Annotated in this window: 18 protein-coding genes; 11 read left to right on the forward strand and 7 right to left on the reverse strand. The window is 63.8% G+C overall.

Going from position 1 to position 25888, the window contains the following annotated elements; translation table 11 throughout:
• Position 1: 1 nt before the first annotated feature.
• Genes H147_RS19540 through H147_RS0108895 form a run of 11 tightly spaced genes read left to right on the forward strand, consistent with a single transcriptional unit; the run spans position 2 to position 18827 of the window.
• Positions 2-286, forward strand: coding sequence for a hypothetical protein (locus tag H147_RS19540; RefSeq protein WP_019954998.1), 285 nt, complete (start codon positions 2-4; stop codon positions 284-286).
• Between the two features lie 2 nt (positions 287-288).
• Positions 289-1521: a hypothetical protein gene (locus H147_RS0108850; protein WP_019954999.1), complete on the forward strand. Its 1233-nt coding sequence runs from the start codon at positions 289-291 to the stop codon at positions 1519-1521.
• Entirely contained in the window at positions 1518-2066 is a 549-nt protein-coding gene (locus tag H147_RS20325) for a phage baseplate assembly protein V (RefSeq protein WP_019955000.1), read from the forward strand. The genes H147_RS0108850 and H147_RS20325 overlap by 4 nt, the downstream gene beginning before the upstream one ends.
• A gap of 3 nt (positions 2067-2069) precedes the next feature.
• Positions 2070-2390 carry a hypothetical protein gene (locus H147_RS0108860; protein WP_019955001.1) on the forward strand — a complete coding sequence of 107 codons (321 nt, stop codon included), beginning with the start codon at positions 2070-2072 and terminating at the stop codon, positions 2388-2390.
• On the forward strand, positions 2371-2763 hold the full coding sequence (locus tag H147_RS19550) for a GPW/gp25 family protein (protein WP_019955002.1): 393 nt from the start codon (positions 2371-2373) through the stop codon (positions 2761-2763). The genes H147_RS0108860 and H147_RS19550 overlap by 20 nt, the downstream gene beginning before the upstream one ends.
• Positions 2760-5294 carry a baseplate J/gp47 family protein gene (locus tag H147_RS0108870; protein WP_019955003.1) on the forward strand — a complete coding sequence of 845 codons (2535 nt, stop codon included), beginning with the start codon at positions 2760-2762 and terminating at the stop codon, positions 5292-5294. Before H147_RS19550 ends, H147_RS0108870 begins: the two co-directional genes overlap by 4 nt.
• The gene (locus tag H147_RS0108875) at positions 5291-7588 is read left to right on the forward strand and encodes a baseplate J/gp47 family protein (protein WP_019955004.1); all 2298 of its coding nucleotides are present in this window, start codon (positions 5291-5293) and stop codon (positions 7586-7588) included. The genes H147_RS0108870 and H147_RS0108875 overlap by 4 nt, the downstream gene beginning before the upstream one ends.
• Positions 7585-9933, forward strand: coding sequence for a hypothetical protein (locus H147_RS0108880; protein ID WP_019955005.1), 2349 nt, complete (start codon positions 7585-7587; stop codon positions 9931-9933). The genes H147_RS0108875 and H147_RS0108880 overlap by 4 nt, the downstream gene beginning before the upstream one ends.
• Positions 9930-13547, forward strand: coding sequence for a right-handed parallel beta-helix repeat-containing protein (locus H147_RS0108885; protein WP_019955006.1), 3618 nt, complete (start codon positions 9930-9932; stop codon positions 13545-13547). Before H147_RS0108880 ends, H147_RS0108885 begins: the two co-directional genes overlap by 4 nt.
• 50 nt (positions 13548-13597) lie before the next feature.
• Positions 13598-15370 carry a PASTA domain-containing protein gene (locus tag H147_RS0108890; protein WP_019955007.1) on the forward strand — a complete coding sequence of 591 codons (1773 nt, stop codon included), beginning with the start codon at positions 13598-13600 and terminating at the stop codon, positions 15368-15370.
• A 4-nt stretch (positions 15371-15374) separates the two neighbouring features.
• Positions 15375-18827, forward strand: coding sequence for an eCIS core domain-containing protein (locus H147_RS0108895; protein WP_019955008.1), 3453 nt, complete (start codon positions 15375-15377; stop codon positions 18825-18827).
• 3 nt (positions 18828-18830) lie between these two features.
• Here the strand turns inward: H147_RS0108895 and H147_RS0108900 are convergent, their stop codons facing one another.
• From H147_RS0108900 to H147_RS0108930, 7 genes are all read right to left on the reverse strand, one after another.
• A complete protein-coding gene (locus H147_RS0108900) occupies positions 18831-19817 on the reverse strand; it encodes an ABC transporter ATP-binding protein (RefSeq protein WP_019955009.1) in 987 nt (328 codons plus the stop codon).
• The gene (locus H147_RS0108905) at positions 19814-20824 is read right to left on the reverse strand and encodes an ABC transporter ATP-binding protein (protein WP_019955010.1); all 1011 of its coding nucleotides are present in this window, start codon (positions 20822-20824) and stop codon (positions 19814-19816) included. Before H147_RS0108905 ends, H147_RS0108900 begins: the two co-directional genes overlap by 4 nt.
• An 8-nt stretch (positions 20825-20832) precedes the next feature.
• On the reverse strand, positions 20833-21810 hold the full coding sequence (locus H147_RS0108910; protein ID WP_019955011.1) for an ABC transporter permease: 978 nt from the start codon (positions 21808-21810) through the stop codon (positions 20833-20835).
• Positions 21811-21813: 3 nt separating this feature from the next.
• Entirely contained in the window at positions 21814-22794 is a 981-nt protein-coding gene (locus H147_RS0108915; protein WP_019955012.1) for an ABC transporter permease, read from the reverse strand.
• Between the two features lie 78 nt (positions 22795-22872).
• Positions 22873-24456 carry an ABC transporter substrate-binding protein gene (locus H147_RS0108920; protein ID WP_026352388.1) on the reverse strand — a complete coding sequence of 528 codons (1584 nt, stop codon included), beginning with the start codon at positions 24454-24456 and terminating at the stop codon, positions 22873-22875.
• Between the two features lie 204 nt (positions 24457-24660).
• Complete coding sequence (locus tag H147_RS0108925; RefSeq protein ID WP_019955014.1) at positions 24661-25503, reverse strand: energy transducer TonB; 843 nt, start codon at positions 25501-25503, stop codon at positions 24661-24663.
• Positions 25500-25886 (reverse strand): ExbD/TolR family protein, encoded by a 387-nt coding sequence (locus tag H147_RS0108930; RefSeq protein ID WP_019955015.1) that lies wholly within the window; start codon positions 25884-25886, stop codon positions 25500-25502. The genes H147_RS0108925 and H147_RS0108930 overlap by 4 nt, the downstream gene beginning before the upstream one ends.
• Positions 25887-25888 lie beyond the last annotated feature (2 nt).

The following is a 25888-nucleotide window of genomic DNA, read 5'->3' on the forward strand; positions in this document are numbered from 1 at the left end:
CATGGCCACCTTCGCCAAGACGAGCCGTTACGCCCGCTACGCCGAAATTTACCAGACGCAGGACAGGCGCGGCGAAACCGTGCTGGCGGTCCTGCCGCCGCAGATTCCGCTGCGCCGCAACCGCGGCACGCATCTTTCCAAGGAAGGGCAGCGGCTTGACCATCTGGCGTGGCATTACCTCAAGGACCCCGAGGCGTTCTGGCTGCTGACCGCGCATAACGCGCGCATCCTGCCCGATGCCGTGCTGTTCCAATACCGCATCCGTATCCCTCTGGACGAAAGCTGATCATGCTGAGCACCATCAAGATCGTCAGCGGCGCGGAAGGCACCCCTTGGACGGATGCCCAGCGCGCCTGCGTGATGGAGGTGCGCAGCGAACACAAGCTCAATGACCTGACGAGTTTCAGCATCCTGATGCATGATATCCCCGACCGGCGCAGCGACACCGACCGCCGCCTGCTGGATGTCGGTCGCAAGGTCGCGGTGCTGGTCCGCCCCGACCGCGACGACGACTGGACCGTGTTGTTTCAAGGCAAGGTCACGGAAATCGAAACCCATGAAACCCAAGGCGGGATCGGGTCCACGATCCTGTACAAAGGTGTCGATATCCGCGCCGTCATGGCGGGCCGCAGTTTCACCGGGTCATGGTCGGGCCATGTCAGCGATGTGATGACGCAGCTGATCCGGCTCGACTTTCCCGATTGCGAGGTCGATGCGCCCGAGAACAACACGCTGGACGCCGACGAAAATCCTCTGGCGCAGAACGGCAACAACCTTGATTTCCTGCGCGATCAGGCGGTGGCGGTCGGGTTCAATTTCTGGGTCAGCTACGCCACCGTCGCCGAGGATGCCTTTGGCGGCGCGCTTGATGCGCTGGACCCGCGCCCGCCCAACGTGACGATCACCCCTACGGTCCATTGGGGGCAATCCCCCTATCTTGTTGCCAAGATCGGCGGGCCGGCGTTGGGTGCCGGACCGCCGCCCCTGCCCTTGCCGGGCGGCGACGCGACAGCGGGGCCGATCACCTTCAAGGTCCATGTCACCGGTCGCGCCTGCCCAAATGTGATGAAATTTGAGGTGATGAGCGACGGCCAAGAGGTTGCCGTGATGGAAACCGCACAGCCCAATACCGGCCTTGGCGGGCAGATCCCCGACACAGGGGCCAACCCCTTTGCCGAAGCGGGCGATCCTGACGCACCTGTCGTGTTCTTCGTACCGCGCGTGGTGCGGGCCACCCCCGAGGATGAGGCCGTCAACCTTGCGCTTGAAACCGCACGCGGGTTCGACAGGCGGGTCAAGCTGTCCACGACGCTGCGCCGGATCAGGACCATCTGCCGCCCGCACGACCTTGCGGTGCTGGAAGGCGTCGCACCCGCGCTGGCCGAGATCCAGTTCCGCATCAGCGAAGCCGTGCATGTCATCCGCATCGACGACCATTTCATGGACCTTGTTCTGGAAAGCGACGGCGATCTGCCCGCCGCCGACACCACCGAAACCCTGCTGGAAGGAGCGCCGGCATGACCAATATCCCCCGCCGCGGCCCCACGATCGACGAAATGGTGCGCCCCAGCACAGGCCAGCTTTACGGCAAGTACCGCGGCGACGTCACCGACAACGACGACCCCAAGAAACGCGGACGTCTGCGCATCAAGGTCGACGGGCTGACCGATGCCGAGGGCAATTGGGCCGAAGCCTGCGTGCCCTATGCGGGCGACGGAATCGGCTTTTTCGCGATGCCTCCCGCAGGCACAGGCGTCTGGGTGGAATTCCTGTCGGGGCGGATCGACCGGATGGTCTATTGCGGGTTCTTCTGGCGCGAGGGCGAATTGAACGCGCAGGATTATGACGTGGGGCGCGTGCATTTCGAGACGCAGTCCTTACGCATCAACATCAAGGACGCCGAGGATCTTGTTGAAATCACGATCAAGAACGGCGGGTCCATCACCATCAAGGGCGGCGAGATCACGCTGCGCGGTGACAGCATCACGCATGATGCGGCGGGCAGCAAGGTAGTGCTGGACGGCACGGCTTTTGATGTCAAGAACGCCGCATTGAAGGTGGTCTAGGTCATGTCCAATGCCACGCTGACCAATGCCACCGACATCAGCGACAGCGCACAAGGCCGCGCGGCCAGTTTCGTGCCGACGAACCTGCGCGTCACTTCGGGCAACCTGCCGTTGTCGGTGCAGACCGACGTGCCGCTTTTTCCGGGCTCCTCGCCTGTGATGACGGTGACGGGCACATGGACGATGACCGGCACGCGGGTCACGGCGGGCGGGATCGGTGTCGTCAACGCAGGCTCGATCGGGGTCGGCTATACGGCCGTGCCAGGATCATCGGGGCCATTGCAGATCAATCCGGGGAACAGCCATGTCACTGTCAAGGTCTGACCATTTCGACGCGCTGGCCTATCCGCTGCGGTTCGACAGCGACCGTGGCCGCTATGCCAAATCCGAAACCTACGAGGATTATGTGCGCGGCCTTGTCCTGCAGGTGCTGATGACCGCCCAGGGCCAGAGGATCAACCGGCCCGACTTTGGCACGCCCCTGTCGCAATTGCTGTTCGCCCCGCTCAACGATGAACTGACATCGCTGGTCGAGGCGCAGGTGTCGCGCGCGCTGGCGAAATGGCTCGACAAGGTGATCGGGGTGGATTCCGTGACGACACGGCAGGTCGCGCTGACGCGGCTGGAGGTAACGGTCGTCTATACGATCCTTGCCACCGGCGCGCAGGTCAAGACGCTGGCCGAGGTGGGGCCATGATGTCCGGTGGGCGCGGCATCCTTCTGGCCGAGCAGGACCCCGACCTGCAAACCGGCATCGACTTTGTCGCGGTGAATGAGGCCGATCATGCGCAGGTCTTTGTCTATTTCGTGCTGGACCCGACAGGACTTGACGCGGCGCTGCCCGCTGCCGACATCGGCATCCGCTGCGTCGGCGTGCAGACCCGCGCGGAAGGTCTGGTGCTCGCGCAGGATTTCGCTGCCCATACCGACAGCCAGGGCCGCACGCGCGAGGTGCTGGCCATCACCTTTGACAGCGGCGCAAGCTTCGAGGAGCAAGAACTGACGCTGACCGATCTCGCCGGGCAACGGCTTGACCCGTTCAGCCGGACGGCGCGGTTTTCGTTCAAGCAAAGCTGCCCCACCGTGTTCGACTGCGCCTGTTACGGCGAAGCCGAACCGCGCGATCTGGTGGATTTTCCGGTCGATTACCTCGCCCGCGACTTCGGCACCTTCAATCAGGTGTTCAGCGCCTTTTCAATGCTGCGCTATCCGCGCTGGGACATGGACATGCCCGCCGATCAGGCGGTGATGCTCAAAGAGGTGATCGCGGCCCTTGGCGATGAATTCGCCTATATTCAGGACCGCTACGCGCTTGAAACGCAATTCGACCACTTGCAGGACCGCCGGTCGTTCGAACAACTGACGCGCATTCTGGGCTATCGGCTGGCCCCCGAACGCCCGGCCACGGGCCTTGTCGTGCTGCGCCATTACGACGGCGACCGCCAGCCGCCCGCCATTGCGGCAGAGGATTTCGCCATCGCCGATGTGACCGATTGGGATGTGCCGGTAACGGCAGGCACCCGACTGTACGGCTATGGCGATGCGGGGGCCGTGATCACGTTCGAGATCGGTGACAACCTTGATGCGATCAACGCGGCGCGGACGTGGCTGACCAATGCCCATTGGACCGACATTCCCGCCCATGTTCCCGACCCGACCTGCGCCTTTGCCCGCAAGGGCGCGCGCAGCCTGTCGGTGCGCGGGCGCGGGCTGGTGCATCCGGGGATCGGCGCGGGGTCGCAGGTGGTGATCGAAACCCGCCCCATATCGCAATCCGACCCGCTGCGCCGGTTCCTTGTGACGCTGGATCAGGACCCTGTCGCGGAAACGGATGCCTTGCTCGGCGTGGCCACCACCCGCCTGCACTGGCGCGCCGCCGATGCGCTGGCCTTCGATCTGGCGCTGAGAGAGTGCTATGTCAGCGCCAATCTGGTGCCGGTCATGTCGGGGCAGACATGGTGCGAAAGGTTCTCGATCGGGGCGCTTTCCGAAGACATACCGACCGCAATCGAGCGGGAAGGCCCCAAACCGCTGAATGATGCGGGGCGCCCCGTTCTGTACCGTTTTCCGCTGACGATGACCGTGGCCGACGGGCTGGCATGGTCGTTGGCGGATACGGCGACTGCCTGGGACCCCGTCCATCAGCCGCATGTGTCGCTGGCGCGGATCGCGATGGACGGCACAGCGCTGGCGCCGTGGTCCGTCGTGACCGATATGCTGACGCAGACCCCGACCGACGAGGCCGCGACGGTGGAGCCTGGCCACTGGGGGCCCATCCTGTCCTATGTGGAAAACGGCACCCGCAAGACGCACCGCGATTATATCGGTGATCCGGGCTTTTGTCTGCGTTTCGGCACCGGGGCTTTCGGTATCCTGCCCGCGCGCGGCAGCCTGTTCGAGGTGCGCTACCGTACGGCATGGGCCAGTGCCGCGAACCTGCCCGCGAACCGGCTTTTTCTGGCAGCCCATGTCGATGAGACGTCGGCCAGCGCCGCGCGCTGTCTGGATGCGCCCGTCATGCCCGCGCAGATCATGTCCTGCTGGAACCCGTTTCGGTTTGCGGACGCCCGCCCTGCCGAGAACATCGCCCTGGCCAAGCTGACGGTGCCACATTTCCATAAGGCGCAGAAACTGCGCGCGGTGCGCAACGCCGATTTTCAAGAGCTGATCAGCGCGCGCGACGACATCGACGCAACCATTGCAACCGCACATTGGACGGGTTGCTGGGCTGCGAATTTCATCGCCGTCGATCCGCGCGACCATATCGGATTGTCGCCCCCACTGCGCGCCGAGGTGCAATCCTTCATCGAGGAAATCCGTCTTGTGGGCCGGCCCGCCTATCTGACCGACGCGGCCTTGCGGCCCATCGACCTGCGCATCGCGATCTGCCACGACCCGCGTGTACCCTTTGGCCATATCGTCGAGGCGCTGATCGCGGATCTTGCGGGCGATAGCCCCGATGCGCTGTTCCATCCCAACAACCTCAGCTTTGGAAGCGCCCTGTTCCGCGCCGATCTGGAAAGCCGCATCGCCGCGCAGCCCGGCGTGACCGCGATCCGCGCGATCCGGTACCGTTGGCGCGGAGAGGCCGATTTCACTCCCTTCACCCAAACCGCGCTTTTGTCCGCCGCTGACCAGATCCCGATCCTGCGGCATGACGCGACCCGCCCCGACCTTGGCCGGATCGAGGTGTTCGACACCGCCATCCCCGCGGAGGCCGCGTCATGAGCCCGCACCCAACCGACCGCGATTGCCTTTGCCCGCCCCGGTTTTCCAGCGGGCTCGATGCCTTCGGCCGCCCGATCCCGGGCATTTTTGCGGAACACCGGGTCACGGTATTTGAGGCGATGTCACGCCGCAGCAGCTTTGCGCATTGGCAATCGGGCCAAGGCAGCGACATCGGCATGATGGTGCTGGATTGGGTGGCTTACCTCTGGGACAATCTGTCGTTCTACAATGATGCGTGGATGCGCGAACAGCATCTGCTGACCGCGCGACAGGACGCGTCCTTGCGCCAGTTGGCCAAGCTGACAGGCTATGCGCCGCGCCCGAACCTTGCGGCGACGGCGCGTCTGGTTGCGGTCGCGGATGCCAAGGCGCCTTTCGTCATCGGGCCTGCGCTCGGGATCACGTCAGAAGGCGGCGACACGCACGGTGCCTTGCCGTTCGAGACGGTGGGCGAGGCCGCCATCGACCCCGCGCGCAGCAAACTGACCGCGATCATGCCGCGCGGAACAGTGTTCGACCCCGCCTTCATCGCCGTCGGCAACGGATTGCGCAACCTGCGCGTCGATGAGCCTGTGGTCTTTGTCGCCGCAGACGGCACCGCCAAGGCCACCATGCTGCGCGAGATCAGAAACGACAAATTTCCGTCGGGCGAAACCTATGCAGAGCTGATCCTTGACGACGGTCTGGACGATTTCGCAGGCATCGCCGTGGCCGACCTGTCGGTCTTCGGTTTTGCAAGCGACCAGACCGCCACGCGCAGCGACAGCGACGGGATCGCTGTAGCCTCGGCCACGCCAAGCAGGCTTTCGGCGGGGAACATGTTCCTGCAGATCGCGGGTGTGCAGCCGCAGTATCACGCAGGACAGCAGATCGTCGTGGCGAACGATGACACCGGGTCTGTGACCCTGTCGCAGGTCGCAAGAGTTCATGTCGTGAACAAGGAGTTGGTGGGCGGCGAAAGGCCTGTCTTTGCCACGTATACTTGGCTGGAGATCGCCACCCCCCTGCCTGCCGCGGACCAATATCGCGTCTTTGCCCGCCCGCTGCGCGGCGCAAGGTTGATCGGGGCCCCGCTTGCGCAGGCGGGCCTTGCGGATTTCGGCGGGCGCATCGCGCTGGTCGAAAAATACCTTGGCGACAGCCCCGAGCATATGGGGCCTTTCGTGGTCGTCGATGCGCAGGACAAGGCGGTGGGGGTCACGGCGCGGCTGGAGGTTCATCCGCACAATCAGCAGGCCAGCCTTGTCTTGAGCGAGGTGGAGGATGCGTCGACCCTCCTCAAGGCGCCAGTGACGGTTTATGGCAATTTCATCGATGTGGATCAGGGCAAGACCGTGATCGAAACGCTCGGCAATACCACGGGCCGCAGGTTCCAGCATTTCCGGCTGGCGCAAAAGCCGCTGACCTGGTTGCGGCGCTCCGATACCGACCCCACCCCGGCGATCGAGCTTTTCGTCAACAATGTCCCGTGGACCTATGCCGCGCACCTGCTTGGCGTGACGGACGACGCCCGGGTCTACACCCTCAAGGTCGAGGCGGACGGACAGGCGACAATCATCCTTGGCGGCGCGCCCAAGGCCGGGCAGAAGAACGTCGTCGCACGCTATCGCCACGGCACAACCGGCGAAAACCCCGCCCCCCGCACAATCAACACGCCCGCAGGGCGCATTGCCGGTGTGGCCAAGGTGTTCAACCCGTTCTCCGCGCTTGGCGGGCTGGCGGGCGATACGGCCGAAGACCTGCGCGACGTGCTGCCGGCCCGCATCATCGCCAATGACCGCTGCGTGTCTGCGCAGGATTACAATGTAAATGCACGCAATTTCGGCGCATTGGCGGCCGATACCCGTGTCCATTGGACGCGCGCGCGCAAGCAATGGGCAGTGGAAACGACCGTGATCTTCGACGGCGGGCTGGATGCACCGCTTGCCGCCAGCCTGCGCGCCTATCTGACCGCGCGCGCCCCCGAAGCAAGCCTTGTCGATGTGCGCGAGGCCATCCCGCAGGACGGCACCATCGACCTGACCGTGCGGATCGCGCCCGATGCCGTGGCAGAGGATGTCCGCCGCGCCATCGACCGACATTATTTCGATCCCTATCGCGGGCAGCTGGCCTTGCGCCGCATCAGGATCGGGCACGGCTACAGCCGCGCTGATCTTTTGCGTCCGCTGGACGCCATCCCGGGCGTTTTGCGCATCGAGCGGCTGGCGCTGGATGGCAGTGAAACTGCCCCCGCTTTCGCCATAGCCTCAGGCCATTATCTGCGCGCGACCCTGAACATCGAGGTGCTGCGATGACCACGCCCCTGCCCCGCGACGGTTTCGAGGATTACTTCTTTCACAAGCTGAAGGCGTGGATTCCCGAAACCTACTGGACCGACGATCACGGCGACGGCAGCCTTGATCTGCTGGTGCGCACCATCGCTGATGTCGCGGCTGTCATGCGGCGCGACATCGACCGGGTCTGGACCGCGTCCTCGATCGACCTGGCCGATGATTGGGCGGTGGATTACCTTGGCGATCTGGTGGGCGCGACCCCGCTCAGCGCGCAGAACGCGCGCGCCAATCGCACCAGTGTCGCGAACATGATGCAATACAACCGGCGCAAGACGACGCGGTATCTGCTGGACCAACTGATCGGCGATATTCTTGGCACCGACGGCTATGTCCGCGAGATCGAGCGTTGGCTGGCCCGTCCGCCGCATCCGCTGGATATGGGATACGGGCGGCGCGCGCCCTTGTCTGGGGGCTGGGTCGCGGGTCTGCCGCACCTGACGGGGCTGCGCACCGACGATGCCGCACTGCCCGCCTTTGACGAATGGGCGCGCCTGCCCGATTTCGGGCCGCGGCAGGGCAAGGCTGCGTCCTTTGACTATGCGACGATCCATCTGAACGTGTTTCCCGTCGAAACCTACCGGATCGACATGGCCAGCCCGTTCTGGCTGGACACCACGCAGTTGACGCTTGATCCGTCCGGCCGCGATATCGCGCTTTTCCATGCGGGCAGTTTCGATCACCGGCTGGGCGATTGGCCACGCGGGCCAGAGGAATTTCCGACACCGATGCGCTGCGCGCGGTTCAACGACGCGGGCTTCATGATCACCGAGGCGGGACTGGCCGCAATCGACGACCCCGATCTGACGACAGCGCTTGGGCCGTGGTCAGGGATCACGTTTGCCAGCGACACGGATTTCCGACGGATCGTCCGCGACCGGCTGAGCGTGGCGGATTTCGGGATATTCTGGGGGGATCTGTTGCGCGAGATGGTGCAGCCCGCAGCACCCAAGCTGCGCCAGATTGCCGATGACCTGCTGCTCGATATAGGCCCTTTTGCGGATGCGCGCGCGCTGCATCCCTACCAGTTGGTCGCGGCGAACCTCGCTGGCTGGATGCCGCCCGCACGCTGGCCCGATCAGGCAGCGCTGCTGGTGGATGTGACCACAGGGCGGGTGCAGTTTCCTGCCGCACTGGACCCCGTCGGCCCGCCACCGCAAAGGTTCCACCCCCGCTATCATCATATCGGCACGCTCCACCGTGTCGGCGCGGGGCCGTTCCCGCGCGGCAGCGGGGTGCCCGCAGGCCCGCCCGTGATCGACGCCAACAGCGAGGTATCTGTGACCGTGCCCGCCAGCGGCACGGCCATTCTGGCCGATAACCGCCGCCATGTCTGGCAATGGGACCCCGTCATGCGTAGCCATAATGTCGCAGGCGATCTGCGGCTGGAAGCGGCGGACCAGACCAGGCCTTACCTTGTCTCGCGCGGTCCGGCAGGCGGGCTGGATTTCACGATCTTCGGCACCGAGGGGCAGCCCAACAATCTGATCATCGACGGTATCTGGCTGGGGATCATGGCCGAAGCGGCGCTGACGACTGCGCTGGTGAACCCCGAGGATCCCTTCCCGGTCCCGCCCGCGCGGCTGATCCTCGACGGCACGTTCGACAGCGTCACGCTGCGCCACGTCAGTATCGACCCCGGCGGTCAGCAGGCCCGGCTTGACCCGCTGATCGCACGCCCGATCCCCGCAATCACGACCGAGATCGAAGGCGCGATCAGATCGCTGCGGATCGAAAGGTCGATCATCGGACCGTTGATCGAAACGCGGAATGATCCGTCGCTGCTGAATGCAGGCGTGATCCGCATCGCGGAGTCGATCATCTGTTCCATCACCGAAGACGTGCCCGCGCTCAGCACCGATCTCAGCCGGGTGTTCATCGACAACAGCACGGTCTTCGGCGCGGTCCATGCGAACCTGATTCATGCCACCAACACGATCTTTGACGGCCCGCTTTACGTGACGAACCGCCAGCAATCCTGCCTGCGGTTTTCAGCGGTCGCGGATTACACGGATGTCACGGGCATAGCGCCGTCGGCCCTGCCGCGCCGGTTCGAATGCAAGACCTTCGCGGGCCGCTTGCCGCGCACCACTTTCCAGTCGCGCAGCTTTGGTGATCCTTATTTCGCGGCCCTGTCCGATCTTGCCGACGCCGCATGCACCACCGGCGGCGAATACGGCACCGAGATGGGCGTGGGCCATGCCCGCGCGTGGAACCAGCGGCGTGCCGATCTGGCGCGCTTTGCCGCGAGGTTCCTGCCAGTCGGGCAAAACATCCAGATTTACGAAGACACGGGAGAGCCACGATGAAAGGCCGGATAACAAGAGATCACGACGCGCGCCAAGGCTATGACCGCGTCTATTTCGAAGGCGGCAGCGCGATCACCGATGCCGACCTGAACGCCGGTTTCGATGCGGAGCGCGCCCGCACCGAGGCATTGCATGCGCAGTGGATCGCACCTGCGGGCAGCCCGGATGACGGCTGGAAAGTCGGCGATCTGGGGAGTTTCGCCCTGTCGGGCCAAACCTATGTCGATTTCACACTGGCACCCGGCCATTACGGGCTGGACGGGCAGATCCTGACGAACCCCGCAAGCTATCGCTTTTCCGACCAGCCCGCAGCACAGGCGGCAGCGCTTGATCCGCATCTGCGGCTGCGGGTGCCCACACTGGCCGAGGTGCAGGCAGCGCCGGGCGATGCGCTTTATGATGCGGTCGTGCTGGATGCGACCGCCGTGCCTGTGCGCGTGACCGAAGACAGCGAACTTGACGAGGTCGCGATCCGCAGCGACCCCGCCACGCGCGGGATCATGTCGGCCAAGGTCCGTGCGATCCGCGATGTCGATGCGCAATGCGCCTTGGCACGACGGGCGATGATGGACCTGCTGGCAGCCCCGAACGGCAGCGTCACGCCGCCATCGCCACGCATCGTGTCAGAGGGACGATTGCAGATCACCTTCGGTGCGGTGCCAGCCCCCGACAATCCCTGTGCGCCCGACATGGCGCTGGGGTATTTCGGCCGTCTGAACCACACGATCAAGGTCATGCTGACCGCCCCCGACCGTTTCGTCTGGGGCTATCGTAACGGCGAGGGCCTTTATCGCGCGACGATCACGGATGCGACGACGCTGCGGCTCGTTACTCCCTTTGCGGAAAACGGGCTGTTTCCCGTCGCGGGGCAGATCGTCGAGCTGTGCGCATGGGACATGGTCCTGCCCAACGGCGAGAAAACCGCCCGGCCGCTGGGCCAGTTTCACGCGATCCGTACCGGCTATGCGCCGGAGGACGAAACACTGACGCTCGATACGCCGATCACGGCGGACCTGATGGGCTGGTATAACGAGCGGGTCGCGGACGGGGATGATCCCTACCTGTTCCTGCGCTTCTGGGAACCTGCGGCGACAGCGATGGACAGCGGGACCGCGACCGGCGCTGCCGTGCGGCTGGCCGAAACCGGCCTCGTCCTGAATTTCACAGCCGCTGGCAATCCGGGCGATCATTGGACCTTCAGCCTGCGGGTGAATGCCAATGACACGGTTTACCCCAAACGGATGCTTGACCCCGGCGGCAAGCCCCCCGATGGCCCGCACAGGTCCGCCGATCTGCTGGCGCTGATCCACTGGAGCGTCGTGGGCGGCACGGTCGTCGGCCATGTGCATGATTGCCGACAGCGCGTGCGTCCTTTGTGGAAGCAGCGCGATTGTTGCACCTTCAAGGTCGGCGACGGGCTGACGAGCTTTGGTGATTTCGACACGATCCAGCAAGCGATCGACGCCTTGCCGCATGAGGGTGGCCGTATCTGCCTGTTGCCGGGGCGGCACCCCGGCGGGGCGCGTTTGCTCGGCCGCGAAAACGTCACGATCACCGGCTGCGGGCGGCGCAGCATGGTCCTGTCCAGCGGCACTGATGACCCGGCGTTCCAGATCGAGGATTGCGTCGCGGTCACGCTCAAGGACATGCTGATCCTCGACGACACCAGCCTTGCGATCGGCGGCGCGCGCAATCGTGGTCTGACACTTGACGGGGTCACCACGCGCGGGCGCGGATCGGCCATCGCCCTGTTCGAGAACGAGGTCCTGCGCATCCGCGCCTGCCGTTTTCTGGCCGAAACAGAGCCTGCGATCATCCCGCCTGCGGACTTTGCCGCCTTGCGTCCGCTTGCGGTTGTCGGCGGCGGCGATCTGGAAATTCGCGATTGCGAATTTTTGTGCGCACCCGGCGATCTGTCGCTGCAATCGTTGGGCGGGTTGCAGGTGGCGTCGGACAGTCTGGGCATCTGGATCGAAAACAATGTCATTTCAGGCGGCATCGGGCATGGCCTGACGCTGGGCCATGTCACAAAACTCAAAGCGGTTGACCTGCCCTATGGCAAGGCGGATGATCTGCGCGGCGCGGCCGGGACGATGCGCAAGGCCTCTGGCGACACCGCCGTCTGGCGTGCCAACGGGCGGTCCTCGCGCATGACAGCCGAGGATTTGGTCCGCGCGGCGGGCACGGAGGCGGCGGGCGAGGCGATCAAGGACATCGTGCGGGACGCGGTGCTTGTCCTGGAGGAGAACGCAATCGAGGTTGCGACCGTCGCCATTCAAGGCTGCCTTGGCATAGACCCTACCGTGCCGCAGACCGAACCGCAGGATGACGAGCCTGACTGGGAAAGCTATTTCGTCGGCGGCGACGTGGTGGATATCCATATCGTCGACAACCGGATCAGCGATATGGGCGGCTCTGGCATCGCGACGCCCGCGTGGAACATCTCGACCCGTCCGGCCTTTGGGACATTGCACGTGGCCGGACTGGTCATTGATCGCAATCACATCAGCGATTGCTGCCGCGTCGCAGTTGCCACCACCCTGCGGCCCGCCGAGATTCAGGAAATCGGTTTCGGCGGTATCGCGCTGGATTACGTCGCAGGCGCGCGCATTTCAGGCAACCTGATCGAACGGATCGGTCTTGATGTGCGCACCCCAAGCGTCGGCATCTACCTGCGAGAGGTGGTCAACGGTCACATCCATAATAATGTCCTGCGCGCGATCGGGCGGATCGAACGCAGCGAAAACCTGAACATATCGGGCATATCGGGCGGGATCATTGTCGATCAATGCCGCCCTGAATACGGTGACCCGTCCAACCTGCCGCTGCGCGAGCGCGACAAGATGGGCATGCGGGAGGTCCGCGAAAAACTGTCGGGCCGCTATGACAACCGTCTGGGCTATGCAGAAGAGGTCGCAACCACCGCAGAAACCATTCAACTGCCGCGCGGCACAGCACTGCTGATCCAGAACAACGCCGTGGTCGTCAATTTCGGCATGTCGCTGGATATCCGCGGAGCCGGCTCCATGCAGGTCACCGACAACCACCTGACCTCGCTTGGCAACCGCGTCAATCCGCTGCGGGCGCGTCTGGGGTCGAATATCAACGTGGTGAACACGGACGTGCCGTACCTTGAAGTGCTCACCTATATCATCGCGATCCTCAAGGCGGTCGAAACCTTCATCTCGGACTATGCCTTTTCCACGATCATCCTGCGGCAATTGGCCAAAGCCATCTACCGCCTGTCCTATGACCGCCATTTCGAGGTGATCCAATTCAACGACAACCACACGCACCACGAAAACTTCGTCCCCGAGGAAAACCGCCCCGCCTGCACGGCCATCATCTCGCCCTATGACATCCAGGTGTCGGACAATGCGATGAAAAGCGTGAATCTGGACACGTCCGGCGCGGTGCATCTGCTGGGCGCTGGATATTACTCGACGCAATGCTACGCCAACCGGATCGACACACGCCCCAGTGACGGCGTCTATGCGGCTGCAATAACCATCGGTCTCGGCAATACCACGCTGCTGAACCACGCAAGCCAGCAGATACTGACCGTCGCCATAGCCTCTGCCATGGACGGCGGCGACGGCAACCTGACCCCCTGACATCGAGGTGAACCATGTCCAGCAAGTTAGAGACGTCAATCAATGAACAGATGCTCAGGGACCGCCTTGCACAAGTCGAGGAGGCATTGACCACAACCGAGGCCCTTGATGGACGAAAACGCGCTTTGGCCTTGTCGGCGAATGACGCGGCGCGGGCGTGGTCCGGGTTTGCCAGCAGGCCAGGCTACGGCGCGGCACTCGCGCGGCACGATGTGGCGCTGCGCGAGGACATCGTGAAAGTGCAGGCCCCTGCAATGGCGGCAACCTTCGCCGCAGTCCAGGAATTCGTCCGCCCGTTGCCTGCCGATACCTGCCGCATCTGGGGTATCGTGGCGGGTGGCGCCGAAGCGGAACTGAGCGTAATCGCCATCAAGCCGGGCGGCGCGGCGCTGGCACGAACGACGGTCGCGGCAGGCGGGCAATACATTCTGGACACACGATGCACCGACAAAAGCGTCACGCTGGAAATCCGCGACCGCGCGGACCGCCTTTTGTTGCAGGACGGCGCACCATTGGCCTTGCGCGAAGGCACGATGATCGAACGCAATTTCCTGATCGACCGCTGCGGCGACCTTGTGCCTGACCGGCCAGGCGGCGACAGCAACCTGCGCAAGATGCCAGACGTGTTGGGGAAACCGGCACAAGATGCCGAGGCCCAGATCGCAAAGATCGGGCGGTTCGCCCTGCGCTTCAAGGAGATGCATGATCCCGCCGACAAAGGCCGCGTGATCGCGCAAGACCCTGCCGCTGGCGACACGTTGGCGGCGGATACCTCCATCATGCTGACCCTGTCGCGCGGACCTGTCCCTGACACCAAAATGCCCGACCTGATCGGAAAGACCACCGATGCGGCCCGCAAGCTGCTTGTCGAGCTTCCTTTTGCCGAGCTGGGGCTGGATTATGTCGATGACCCAGACAACGCGGGACTTGTTGTCCGGCAAGACCCCGCCGCCAATACACCGATCGGGGCGGATGTGCGGATCTTGCTTTGCGTGGGTCAGGCCCAACGCATGATGCCCGACGTGACCGGTCAGACAGAGGAGTCCGCGCGCCAACGGCTGGTGCCCGCCATCGTCGACAAGGTAGCGATCAGCTATAGCGCAAAGGGCAAGACACCGGGTATCGTCATCGATCAAGACCCCGCTGCGGGCAAGGCCGTTGCCCCCGGCACCGAGGTCAGGCTGATCGTCGCGCAAAAATCCGACGACAGCCCGAAAATGCCCGACCTTCGCGGCCTGACGCGCAGAAATGCCCAAGCAGTGCTTGGACGGCAGGGCGATTTCAAGATCACGACCCTGACGGGCCCCGACGCTGTGGCCAAGGGGTCGGTCTTTGCACAAGATCCGGCAGCCGGTTCGGCCTTGACCGGGCAGGTCGACGTCACGATTCATGTCTCGACCGGGCCACAGGATGACCTGCGTCTGCCCAATCTTGTCGGACTGACGGAAAAGCAGGCCCGCGATGCGCTGATCCCGCGCTATGCCGACACGATGAAGGTCACAACCGTCAGCACGGACAAGCCCGCAGGCACGGTCGTCGGCCAATCGCCCAAGGCCGGCACGACAATCACGCATGGCGATCCGATCACGCTGGAGATCGCAAGCCCTGACACGGACCGCGGGGCGCGCGCGATGCCCGATCTGCACGGGCTGACCGCAACGCAGGCCCAAAAGGCTCTCAAGCAGATCGGCATCACGGCCGTCACCTTCGACGCCGCCGAGGCGCGACGCCGTAACTGGCAGGTCGTGCGCCAACAACCCGCGGCGGGGCGCATGGTGGAGACCAGCCAAGAGGTGCGTCTGAAATTCGGACCCAGGACCTGATCCGATGGAAAGGCGGCTGGCCAGCAAACCGCAGCAAACCGCAGAGGCGGCCATACCACAGACCGCCGATGCCGCCCTGCGCCAGTCGCGCCATCCGGTCTATATCGCGCCGCGCCGCAGCCAGTATGAAACCGAAGCACAGCGCGCCGCCACCCATTTCGGCCAGCAGCCCGTTGATTTTCAGCCGACCCCGCTGGGCGCATCCGGCCAGCGCAGCCCGCTTGGGCCGGACCTGGCGGCGAAGCTGACGCGCGAACTTGACCGCGGCGGGGCGGCTTTGCCGGGGGATGTGCGCGGGCGGCTGGAACGGCATTTCCACGCCAATCTTGACGGTGTGCGGCTGGTGGACAATGCCGTGTCCGATGAAATCGCGGCGGCGGTCGACACCCATGCCTTCACCGTGGGGCAGACGATCTTTCTGGCCTCGGGCACCTTTGCGCCCGGCGATCCCCAGTCGGAACGGATACTGGCGCATGAGGTGACCCATGCCTTGCAGGCACAGCGCGGCAGCGACGGCGCGCTGGTGATCCAGCGCGACGATCCGGGCGCGACCGTGGCCAGCGATGTCTGGACCGGTCGCGCCGCGAACAGCGGCTATATCCTTGATCTTGCGCAAAACATCTACACGATGCCGGAACTGAAACTGCCCACGATCAACGGCAAGATCAAAGGCAAGACCGCGCAGGACGGGATCACGACCACGCGGCTTGCAACGCCGTTTTCCTACACCACCCGCGGCGAGAACCGCGAAACGCGCCAGCGCGCGATCTGGATGGAAGAGATCAACGCCAACAAGACGGCGATCACGGATTACATCGATACGCTGGCGGCCAACCCCGCATCAGCCACCGATCCCAACCCGTTTTACTATCTCAAGATAAGGGCCACAGACCAGATCGTGTCCGGCACCAAGGACGACCTGCTCGGACGGCAGGAATTCCTGATCCCGACATGGAACAAGGCTGGCGAGCCGAAGTTCTTTGATGCCGATCACTACGTCGAACACCAGTTGGGCGGACAGGACGTCATCGCCAATATCTGGATGCTGGACGGGTCGGTGAACCGGTCCGCCGGGTCCACGATCCGCAATAGCGTGCTGGAAAACATCAACGAGCTTTACCGCCGCGCGCGGGCGGACAATTTCTTTGTCGGTGCGAATGCCGCGCGCAACACGCTGCAATTCGCGCGCACGCCGCGCAGTCAGGCCCTGGTGTTCCGGCAGGTGACCGCAGGCGACAACCTTGGCGGCAGCGTCGATTACTGGACGGTCGATCAGGTCAAGGAGGCCAAGCATTTCCGCTATAACAACCGCAACCTTGTCACGGCGCTGACGCTGGCGGAATTGACCGATCTGGGGCTTGTTGCCGGACCAAATGGCAGACCATCAACGGTGCTGTGGTTTCTCAGCCAAGCGGGGACGTTCTACAGGCCTGTGGATCTCAGCGATCCGGCGAATGCGAAATGGCGTGGCAGCCCGATTGTGGGAAACGAAAGGTTCATCAAGAACTTCACCATTTCGGCGGTGACGGTGAACCCCGGTTTCAATCCTGCGAACGCCGCGCCGACCGACCAGATGGGCGGGATCACCGGGCGGGTCGAAGGGGGCGTCGGCACCTACGTCGACCGCGTGACCAAGCAAACGGTCCGCGGCAAGCGTGTCCGTGTCGGCGCCGATATCACGCTGCCTTTGCGCTATGATCCGCGCTACGGCTATGGGTCTTACATCGACAAGGAAGGGGTGCGCCCTGCCCTGTTGGCCGCCCGCGCCGAGGTCAAAGGCGCAAGCCCGCTGACCATCAACGACGCAGGCCTCAGCGACGATTGGGCAATGGAATTCGGGGCGACGCTGACCTCGACCCATCCGCTGTTCACAGGGTTCGAGGCATCGCTTGGCTTGACCGAGAACGGCATCCAGCTCGACGTGGATATCCCCACCGACCGGCTGGATTTCGCGTTCTTCCGCGTGACCGAGGCAAACCTGTCGGTCGCTTACGGCGACGAGGGCCTGCTGTTCGGTGGGTCCGCCGCCTTTGAGGTGCCCCAGATCGGGCGCGGGCGCGTCGCCGCCATGGGCACGGTGATCGACGGGCAATTCGACTTCGACTTCGATTTCGTCGATCCCGCAACGATCCGCGTGCGTTACGAGAATGAATCCTGGACCTTCGGCGGCGAGTTGGGGATCAGCGAAGGTGTGATCCCCGGCCTGAATTCCGGTCGGATCAGCGTGGGGATCGACGAAGACGGTGGGCTGACGTTCGACGGCACGGCAGAGGTACAACTGCCCGGCCAGACCCAGCCCGCCGAGATCACCATCGCCTATTCCGAGGCGGATGGCGTAACCATCGGCGGGACGGTGGATTTCGACACGTCCGCATTTCCGATGATCCAGAACGCCACCGTCACCGTCAACGCGACCTATGATCCCGAAACCGGCGCATGGGTCCTGGGCGGCACCGGCACGGCGGCTTTCGCCTTTCCGGGCGTCACGGGGGCGCTGACGGCGACCTATGCGCGCGGCGGGATCGTGATCCGGGGCGACGGCACCGTCGCGATGGGCAATGCGACAGGCACGTTTTCCTTTGCTACGGGCAATTTTCCGCTGAACGCGGATGGCGAATTCGACACGACCGCCGAGCCGACCGAAGACTTCGATGCCTGGGGGGCGGGCAGCGTGTCGATCGCCTTTGGCCCCTATCTGACCGGCACGGCGGGCATCGCCTACACACCGGAGGACGAGATCGTGATTTCGGGCGGCATCGCCCTGCCCCCGTCGATCACCCTGTTCGAGGCGCGCGAATACGACCGTAACCTTGTCCGCTTTCCGCGGCTGGAATTCCCGATCTTCGGCGTCACCATTCCGGTCGTAGGGTCGATCGGCGTGTTCGGTTTCATCGCGGGGTCGGTGCGCGGCTTTGCCACGATCGGGCCTGCCACGCTCGACGATACATCCGTCGATGTGACCTATACGCTGGGCGATCCCGACAGCGCGATCATCCACGGCGAAAGCCATCTGAATTTCGGGATGGAGGCGGGGCTGGAACTGGCGCTGTCGGGCGGACTTGGCCTTGGCGCGGCCATCGCTGACCTGACCGGAGAGGTGGGCATCACCGCCGCCGTGCTGCTGAACGTGGATGCGGGCGCCGATCTTGATGTGAACTGGACACCGCTGGCGGGGCTGTCCATCGACTTGGCGCTGCGCGGGTCCGCCGCGCCCAGTTTCAGGGTCGGCGTGTTCGGGCGGGTCGCGGCCAGCGTCGCCGTCTATGGCGAGGTCTGGTCCGAACGCTGGGACGAGACGCTGGCCGAATTCGGGTCGGGGCTGGAAATCGGGATCGTCCAGCCCGCGACATGGGACGAAGAAAACGGCCTCGACCTCGATTTTGCGAACGCGACCTTCACCTATCCCGATTTCGACATCGAAGAGATTTCAAGCGGCATCATGGACCGGATCGTCTGATCCTTACCCGATGCGCCCTTCCTCGACCGCGTGACAGGCCACACCGTTGATCACCAGTGGCACATCGCGCTTGCAGCGGTCATTGGCGAATGGACAGCGCGGGTGGAAAGCGCAGCCCGACGGCGGGTCGATGGGCGATGGAATTTCGCCTTCGACCTGTTTGCGCCGCCGGCCTGTCATCTCGATATCGGGCACGGCATCAAGCAGCATCCGCGTATAGGGATGTTTGGGCGCATCGAACAGCGCACCCGCCTCAGCGAATTCGGCCAGACGGCCAAGGTACAGCACCCCGATGTCGTTCGCCATATGCCGCACGACCTGCAGGTTATGCGAGATGAACACATAGGTCAGGCCGAATTCCTTTTGCAGATCCTTCATCAGGTTCAAGATCTGCGCCTGCACGGAGACGTCGAGCGCGGATGTCGGTTCATCACAGACGATGAAATCGGGGTTGGCAGCAAGCGCGCGTGCAATCGCGATGCGCTGGCGCTGGCCGCCCGAAAACTGGTGTGGGAATTTCACGCCATCCTCGGGGGCAAGGCCCACCAGCGTCAGCAATTCACCCACGCGCAGGCGCTGGTCGCGGTTGCTCATCCCGCGTTCAAAGACGCGCAGGGGTTCGGCCACGATATCGACGACCCGCCAGCGCGGGTTGAGGCTGGCCAGAGGGTCCTGAAAGATCATCTGGAACCGGCGGCGCAGGGCGCGGGCCTTTGCCCCCTTGAGCCCATCCTTGAGCGAGATGCCGTCGAACACGATGTCGCCGTGACTAGGCTTGAGAAGGCCGACAATCAGCTTTGCGATGGTCGATTTGCCCGAACCGCTTTCACCGACAAGGGCGAAAGTCTCACCCTGGTTGACGCTGAAGCTGACCTCGGTGACGGCGTTGACAAAGCGTTTGCCGGTCCCTTCGATCTTGCGGTTCAGCCATGGCTGCGACACGTCAAAGCGGCGCGACAGGTCGCGCACATCCAAAAGCGTCTTGGTCATTCTGCGCTCTGCCTTTCTGCGGATGCGGTCGTACCGTCCTGCGGCGGATAAAGCCAGCAAGCCACGCGGCGACCGGGGGCGGTTTGCACGGCCTGCGGCTGGTCGATGCGGCATTTGTCCATCACATGCGGGCAACGCGGGTTGAAGGCGCAGCCTTTGGGAATGGCCGACAGGCGCGGCATCGATCCGGGGATCTGGGTCAGCCGTTCAAGGTTCGCGCCCAGACGCGGGATCGCACCCATCAGGCCGGAGGAATAAGGGTGCTGCGCGTCCTTGATCACATCGCGCACGGGGCCGATTTCCGCGATCCGGCCTGCATACATCACCGCCACACGGTCGGCGGTTTCGGCGATCACACCCATATCATGCGTGACCAGCATGATGGCCGCCCCGTTTTCGGCACAAAGCCGTTTCATCACATCGATGATCTGCGCCTGCACCGACACATCAAGCGCCGTCGTTGGTTCATCCGCGATCACCAGATCAGGCCCTGCGCAAAGTGCCAGCGCGATGACAACGCGCTGGCGCATGCCGCCCGAAAACTGGTGCGGGTAATCATCGATCCGGCGGCTGGCATCGGGGATGCCCACATCGTCCAGCAGGCCCACGGCCTTTTTGCAAGCCTCGGTTTCGGACAGCGGCAGATGCGTGCGGATCGTCTCGATCAGCTGTTCCGAAATCCGGTAAAGCGGGTTCAGCGATGTCAGCGGATCCTGAAAGATCATCCCGATCTTGCGACCACGGATCTTGCGCATCTCGGCATCGGGCAGGTTGTCGATGCGGCGGCCTTGCAGGATCACCTCGCCTTGGGCGATGCGGCCCGGCCTGTCGATCAGCCGCATGATCGCGGCCCCTGTCATCGACTTGCCGGCACCGGATTCACCCACCACGCCCAGCACCTCACCGGGCATGATGTCGAAGGAAATATCCTGCACGGCGGTCAGGATGCCGCGTCGCGTCGGGAATTCCACCGTCAGGTTGCGGACGGACAATAGCGGTTCGGTCATAGCGCGTCCTATCGCAATTTGGGGTTCAGCGCATCGCGCAACCAGTCACCCAGAAGGTTGACCGACAGCGCCAGCGCAATCAGTGTCACGGCGGGGAAGAACAGGATCCACCATTCGCCCGAGAACAAGAATTGCTGCCCGATGCGGATCAGCGTGCCAAGCGACGGCTGTGTTGGCGGCACACCGACCCCGAGGAAGGACAATGTCGCCTCTTCGATGATGGCCAGAGCCAGAGAAATCGTGCCGATCACCAGCACCGGCCCCAGCACGTTGGGCAGCACATGGCGCAAAAGGATCAGGATCGGATGCACGCCCATGATCCGCGCGGCGGAGACGTAATCCTTTTGCCGTTCCACCATCGTCGCCCCGCGCACCGTGCGCGCGAATTGCGCCCAGTTCGACAGGCCGATGGCCAGGATCAACACCCAGACAGCCATGCTTTCCTGCTGGCTGGGCGGGATCAGACCGCGTGCAATGCCAAAGATCAGCAATGCGATCAGGATGGCCGGAAACGACAGTTGCACATCGGTGATCCGCATGATGACGGCATCGATGGTGCCGCCATTATAGCCCGCGATCAGGCCCAGCGACACGCCCAACGTCATCGCAAACAGCGTGGCAAGGATACCGACGAACAGCGACACACGGCTGCCATACATGATCGTGGACAGCACGTCGCGGCCTTGGTTGTCGGCCCCCATCAGGAAATAATTGTCGGTGAAAGCTCCCGTGCTGGCGGGCGGCGTGAAGCCGTCCATCAGGTTCAGGCTCGCGGGGTTGAACGGATCATAGGGTGCGATCAACGGCGCAAACAGGGCCATCAGGATCAGCGCCAAGGCCACCAGCGTTGCGACCACGGTCACAGGCGAGGTACGCCACGAATAAAAGATATCACTGTCCAGCGCGCGCGCCAGCCGGCCTTGGACGCGGACAGGCACGATCAGGTCCTCGGCGGGGACGTCTTTGAAAAGGGTGCGGTTTTCCATGGTTTACTTCCCTGCCCCGCCATCGACGCGCAGACGCGGATCGACGACGTAATATAGAATATCGACGACAAGATTGATCAGCACGAACACCAGCGCGATGAACATCAGATACGCGGCCATGACAGGCACATCCACCACCTGCACCGACACGATGAAAAGCGAGCCGACCCCCGGCCATTGAAACACCGTCTCCGTCACGATGGCAAAGGCGATGACCGACCCGAGCTGCAAGCCCGTGATCGTGATCACCGGCACCATCGTGTTCTTCAGCGCATGGCCGAAATTGATCGCGCGTTGGGTCAGTCCGCGCGCCTTGGCAAAACGGATGTATTCGGTGCGCAGCACTTCCAGCATTTCCGCGCGCACAAGCCGCATAATCAGTGTGAGCTGGAACAGCGACAGCGTGATCGCAGGCAGGATCAGCGATTTCAGCCCGCTTTCGGTCAGGAACCCGGTACGCCACCAGCCCAGATCGACGACCTCGCCGCGCCCGAAGGACGGCAACCAGCCAAGTTCGACCGCGAAGATATAGATCAGCCCGATCCCGATCAGGAAGGTCGGCAGGCTGACGCCGACCAGCGACAGCGCCATGATCCCGGCCGAGGACCACGCCTTGGGACGCAGCGCGGTATAGACGCCGAAGATCACGCCGAACACCAATGCGATCGTGGCCGACACCACCGCGAGTTCGATCGTGGCGGGCAGACGGCTCAGGATCAGTTCGGTCACAGGTTGCTGCAGCCGGTAGGAAATACCGAATTCGCCCTGTGCTGCATTGCCGATAAAGCGGAAGAATTGCACGAACACGCTGTCGTTCAGGCCCAGCCTTTCGCGCATGATTTCCTGATCTTCCAGCCGCGTATCCACGCCGACCATGCTGGCGATCGGGTCACCCACATAGCGGAACACGATGAATGCGATCAGCGCCACGAACAGCATGACGACGACGGATTGCGCAAGCCGTCGAATGATGAAGGCCAGCATCGGGCGACCCCTTCCTGAATGAAAGAACCGCCTTGCGTCGGTTGCCCGAGACAAGGCGGTTCATGGTAACGTGACAGATCAGTCTGCGAAGGTGACGCCGGTCATCAGCGGCTGGTTCTCTGGGTGAACCGGCAGCGTGATACGGTCGTTCATCGCATAGGCCAACACCTGATTATGGATGGGCAGCAGCACACGGTCCGCCTTCACCACGTCCCAGATTTCAGCGACCGTCGCGGCACGTGCTTCCAGATCGGTTTCGGTGCCCAGCGACTGGATCATTACATCCAGGTCGGGGTTGGAATACAGACCGCCGTTATAGGCACCATAGCTGCCTTCTTTGGTGTGAACCAAGTCATTGAAGACATAGGCAGAATCAAAGGTCGGCACGCCCCAGCCCAGCAGATAGAAATCAGTTTCGTTGCTGGTGACCAGCGGCGAATGCTGCGCGACGGGCCGCGACGCCAGTGTGACGTTGATCCCGATCCGGCCCAGCATGCCGACGACGGCTTGGCTGATCGCTTCGTCGTTGACGTAACGGTTGTTGGGCGTGTCGAGCGTGACGCTGAACCCGTCGGGATAGCCTGCCTCGGCCAGAAGCGCCTGAGCGCGTTCCAGATCGACGGCAGGATAGGTGTTCAGTTCTTCGGTCCAGCCATCCACGAATGGCGGGTTGGGAATGCCTGTCGGGATCGACTGGCCCCGCATCACGACCGCCTGGATCGCATCGCGGTCCACGGCAAGTTCCATCGCTTCGCGGACCAGCGGATTGTTGAACGGGTTGCTGTCGGTGATGTTGGACGATGCCAGAGGTTCGTCACCGAACTTGTAACCGAAATAGATCACGCGGTTTTCCGGGCCGGTTTCGATCTTGATCCCGTCGGTCGCGCTCAGGCGTTCGATGTCCTGCACAGGCACGTCCTGCACGATATCGACCTCGCCCGACAGCAGGGCCGCCACGCGCGTCGCTGCGTCGGAAATCGGCAGATAGATGATTTCGGTCACTTCGGGCGGGGTTTCGGCCCAATGGTTTTCGTTGACCGTCAGCACGGACCGCACGTCGACTTCACGCGATTGCAGGATATAGGGGCCAGTGCCGTTAGTGTTGCGCACGGCGAAATTGTCTTCACCGGCGGCATAATCCTGCACCTCGACCACGTTGTTCGCCTCGGACCAATCCTTGTCCATGATGAAGGTGTTGGTCAGGTTGTTGGGATAAAGCGGCGATGGCGCGGTCATGCGGACTTCGACAGTGTAGTCATCGACGGCCGTGACTTCGGCCACATCGACGTGCAACTGGCGCATGTTCGACTTGTCCGACCGCGCACGGTCAAGCGAGAAGACGACGTCTTCGGCGGTGAAAGCTGCACCATCATGGAAGGTCACACCTTCGCGCAGGGTGAAAACCCACGTGTCGGGCGCGCCGTCCTTGATCGCCCATGCGGTCGCAAGACGTGGTGTCAACGTGCCTTCGACATCGCGGTCCATCAGCGTCTCATAGACGTGATGGGCAAAGTTGTGGGTCACGCCCTGGTTCTGCGAATGGGGGTCCAGCGTCAATGCGTCCGACGCACGCGCCCAGCGGATCGTTTCCGCCGACGCCTGCGACACGATCAGTGTGGACGACAGTAACATGGCGGAAAGGCCAAGGATTTTTCTGGTCATATCGAGAGCTCCTGTTGGATGATTTTCGATGCCCGCATCAGGCGGCGGTGCTTTGTGCCTCTTAACAAAGATGATTCATCCGCCATTTGCAATGCAAAAAGGGCAAAGTCGCTGACCAATTCCGGGCGGCAGCGCGATGCCTGCCGCGCCGCTGCGAGGGGCTACAGGCAAGCGGCGCAAGACGATCAGCCAATGCCGGCGCAGTCAGGAACGGCCGACGAATTCAAAGCTGAACGTCGTCTGCGCGCCGGTGGGCGGCGGCGGAAATGGGGCCGCGCGGCGGATATGGTCCACTGCCAGCGCATCAAGCGTCGCCGACCCCGAAGAGCGCGCGACGCCGACTTCGGCCAGCGCGCCCGACCCCGCAATGGCAAAGCGGACCAAGACAATCCCGCGTGCGGTCGCACGCTGCGGGCGCAGTCGCGTGATCTGGCGCAGCACCTGACCGGGATAGGCGGCAGCGGCGGCCTGCCCGCTTGCACTGTCCGTCTGGTGTGCAGCACCCGCCGCTGCGGCCTGCCCTTGCGCCTGACCTTGCGCACTGCCCCGCGTGGCGTCCGTTTCGGCATTGCCTGCGGGGCGTGGGGCGGCCGCCCGTTGCACTGGCGCAGGCCGTGGTGCGGGGCGGGCGACCGGGCGCAGAGATGAAAGAGGTGCCGTCTCAGGCACGGCGCGGGTTAGCTCCGGCGCAACTGGCGGCGCTGTCTCGCGCACCGCCACCGTGGTTGCGGTTGTCGGGACAGGGGCGCTGGCGGGCTGGTCCGGTGCAACCGGCACGGCAAGATCGGCCACGGATGAGGCGGGCAAGACAAGGCTGCGTTCCGCCGCTGTCGCCGGCACGGCTGGCTGCGCGACAGGGGTGACAGGCACGGCGCCTGCCACGAAATCCTCGAAGGCGGCACCGAGGGCGGCGATATCTGGCACACCACCGCCTGCGATCTCAGTCGTCGGGGCCTGCGGCACGACAATCAACAGGCCCGCTGCATGCAAAGCCCCCGACAGCGCCAATGCCGCAGCACCCCCGCCAAGAACGCGTAGCCGCATCATCGTGTCAGCCCCCGTTCGGTGACCAGCCGCACATCCCGACCCGTTTGCGCGCGCAGGCTTGCGGCCACCGCGATCAGGTCGCGCGCGGGCAGGTTCCGGTCTGGCAGGATGCGCAGCGGACCTTCGTCCACGGCGCGTGCGGCGGCGAATTCTTCCGGCGTGGTTGTCTGGCCGCGCCACAGCATCGCACCATCCGCGCGCAGCACCAGCGCATCGTCGGGCACGCGGGCGCTGGCCAGATCGGCATCGACCAGCCGCAAGTCAGGGTCCACGGGCCGGGCCACCTGCCCTGCGATCAGGAAGAAGACCAGCATCAGGAACACGATATTGATCAGCGCAATCGTCGGTTCGGGCTTGGCGCGGGGGGTGGGGGCAAGGCGCATCG

Source organism: Yoonia vestfoldensis DSM 16212 (assembly GCF_000382265.1).
In the GTDB taxonomy this organism is placed as follows: Bacteria; Pseudomonadota; Alphaproteobacteria; order Rhodobacterales; family Rhodobacteraceae; genus Yoonia; species Yoonia vestfoldensis.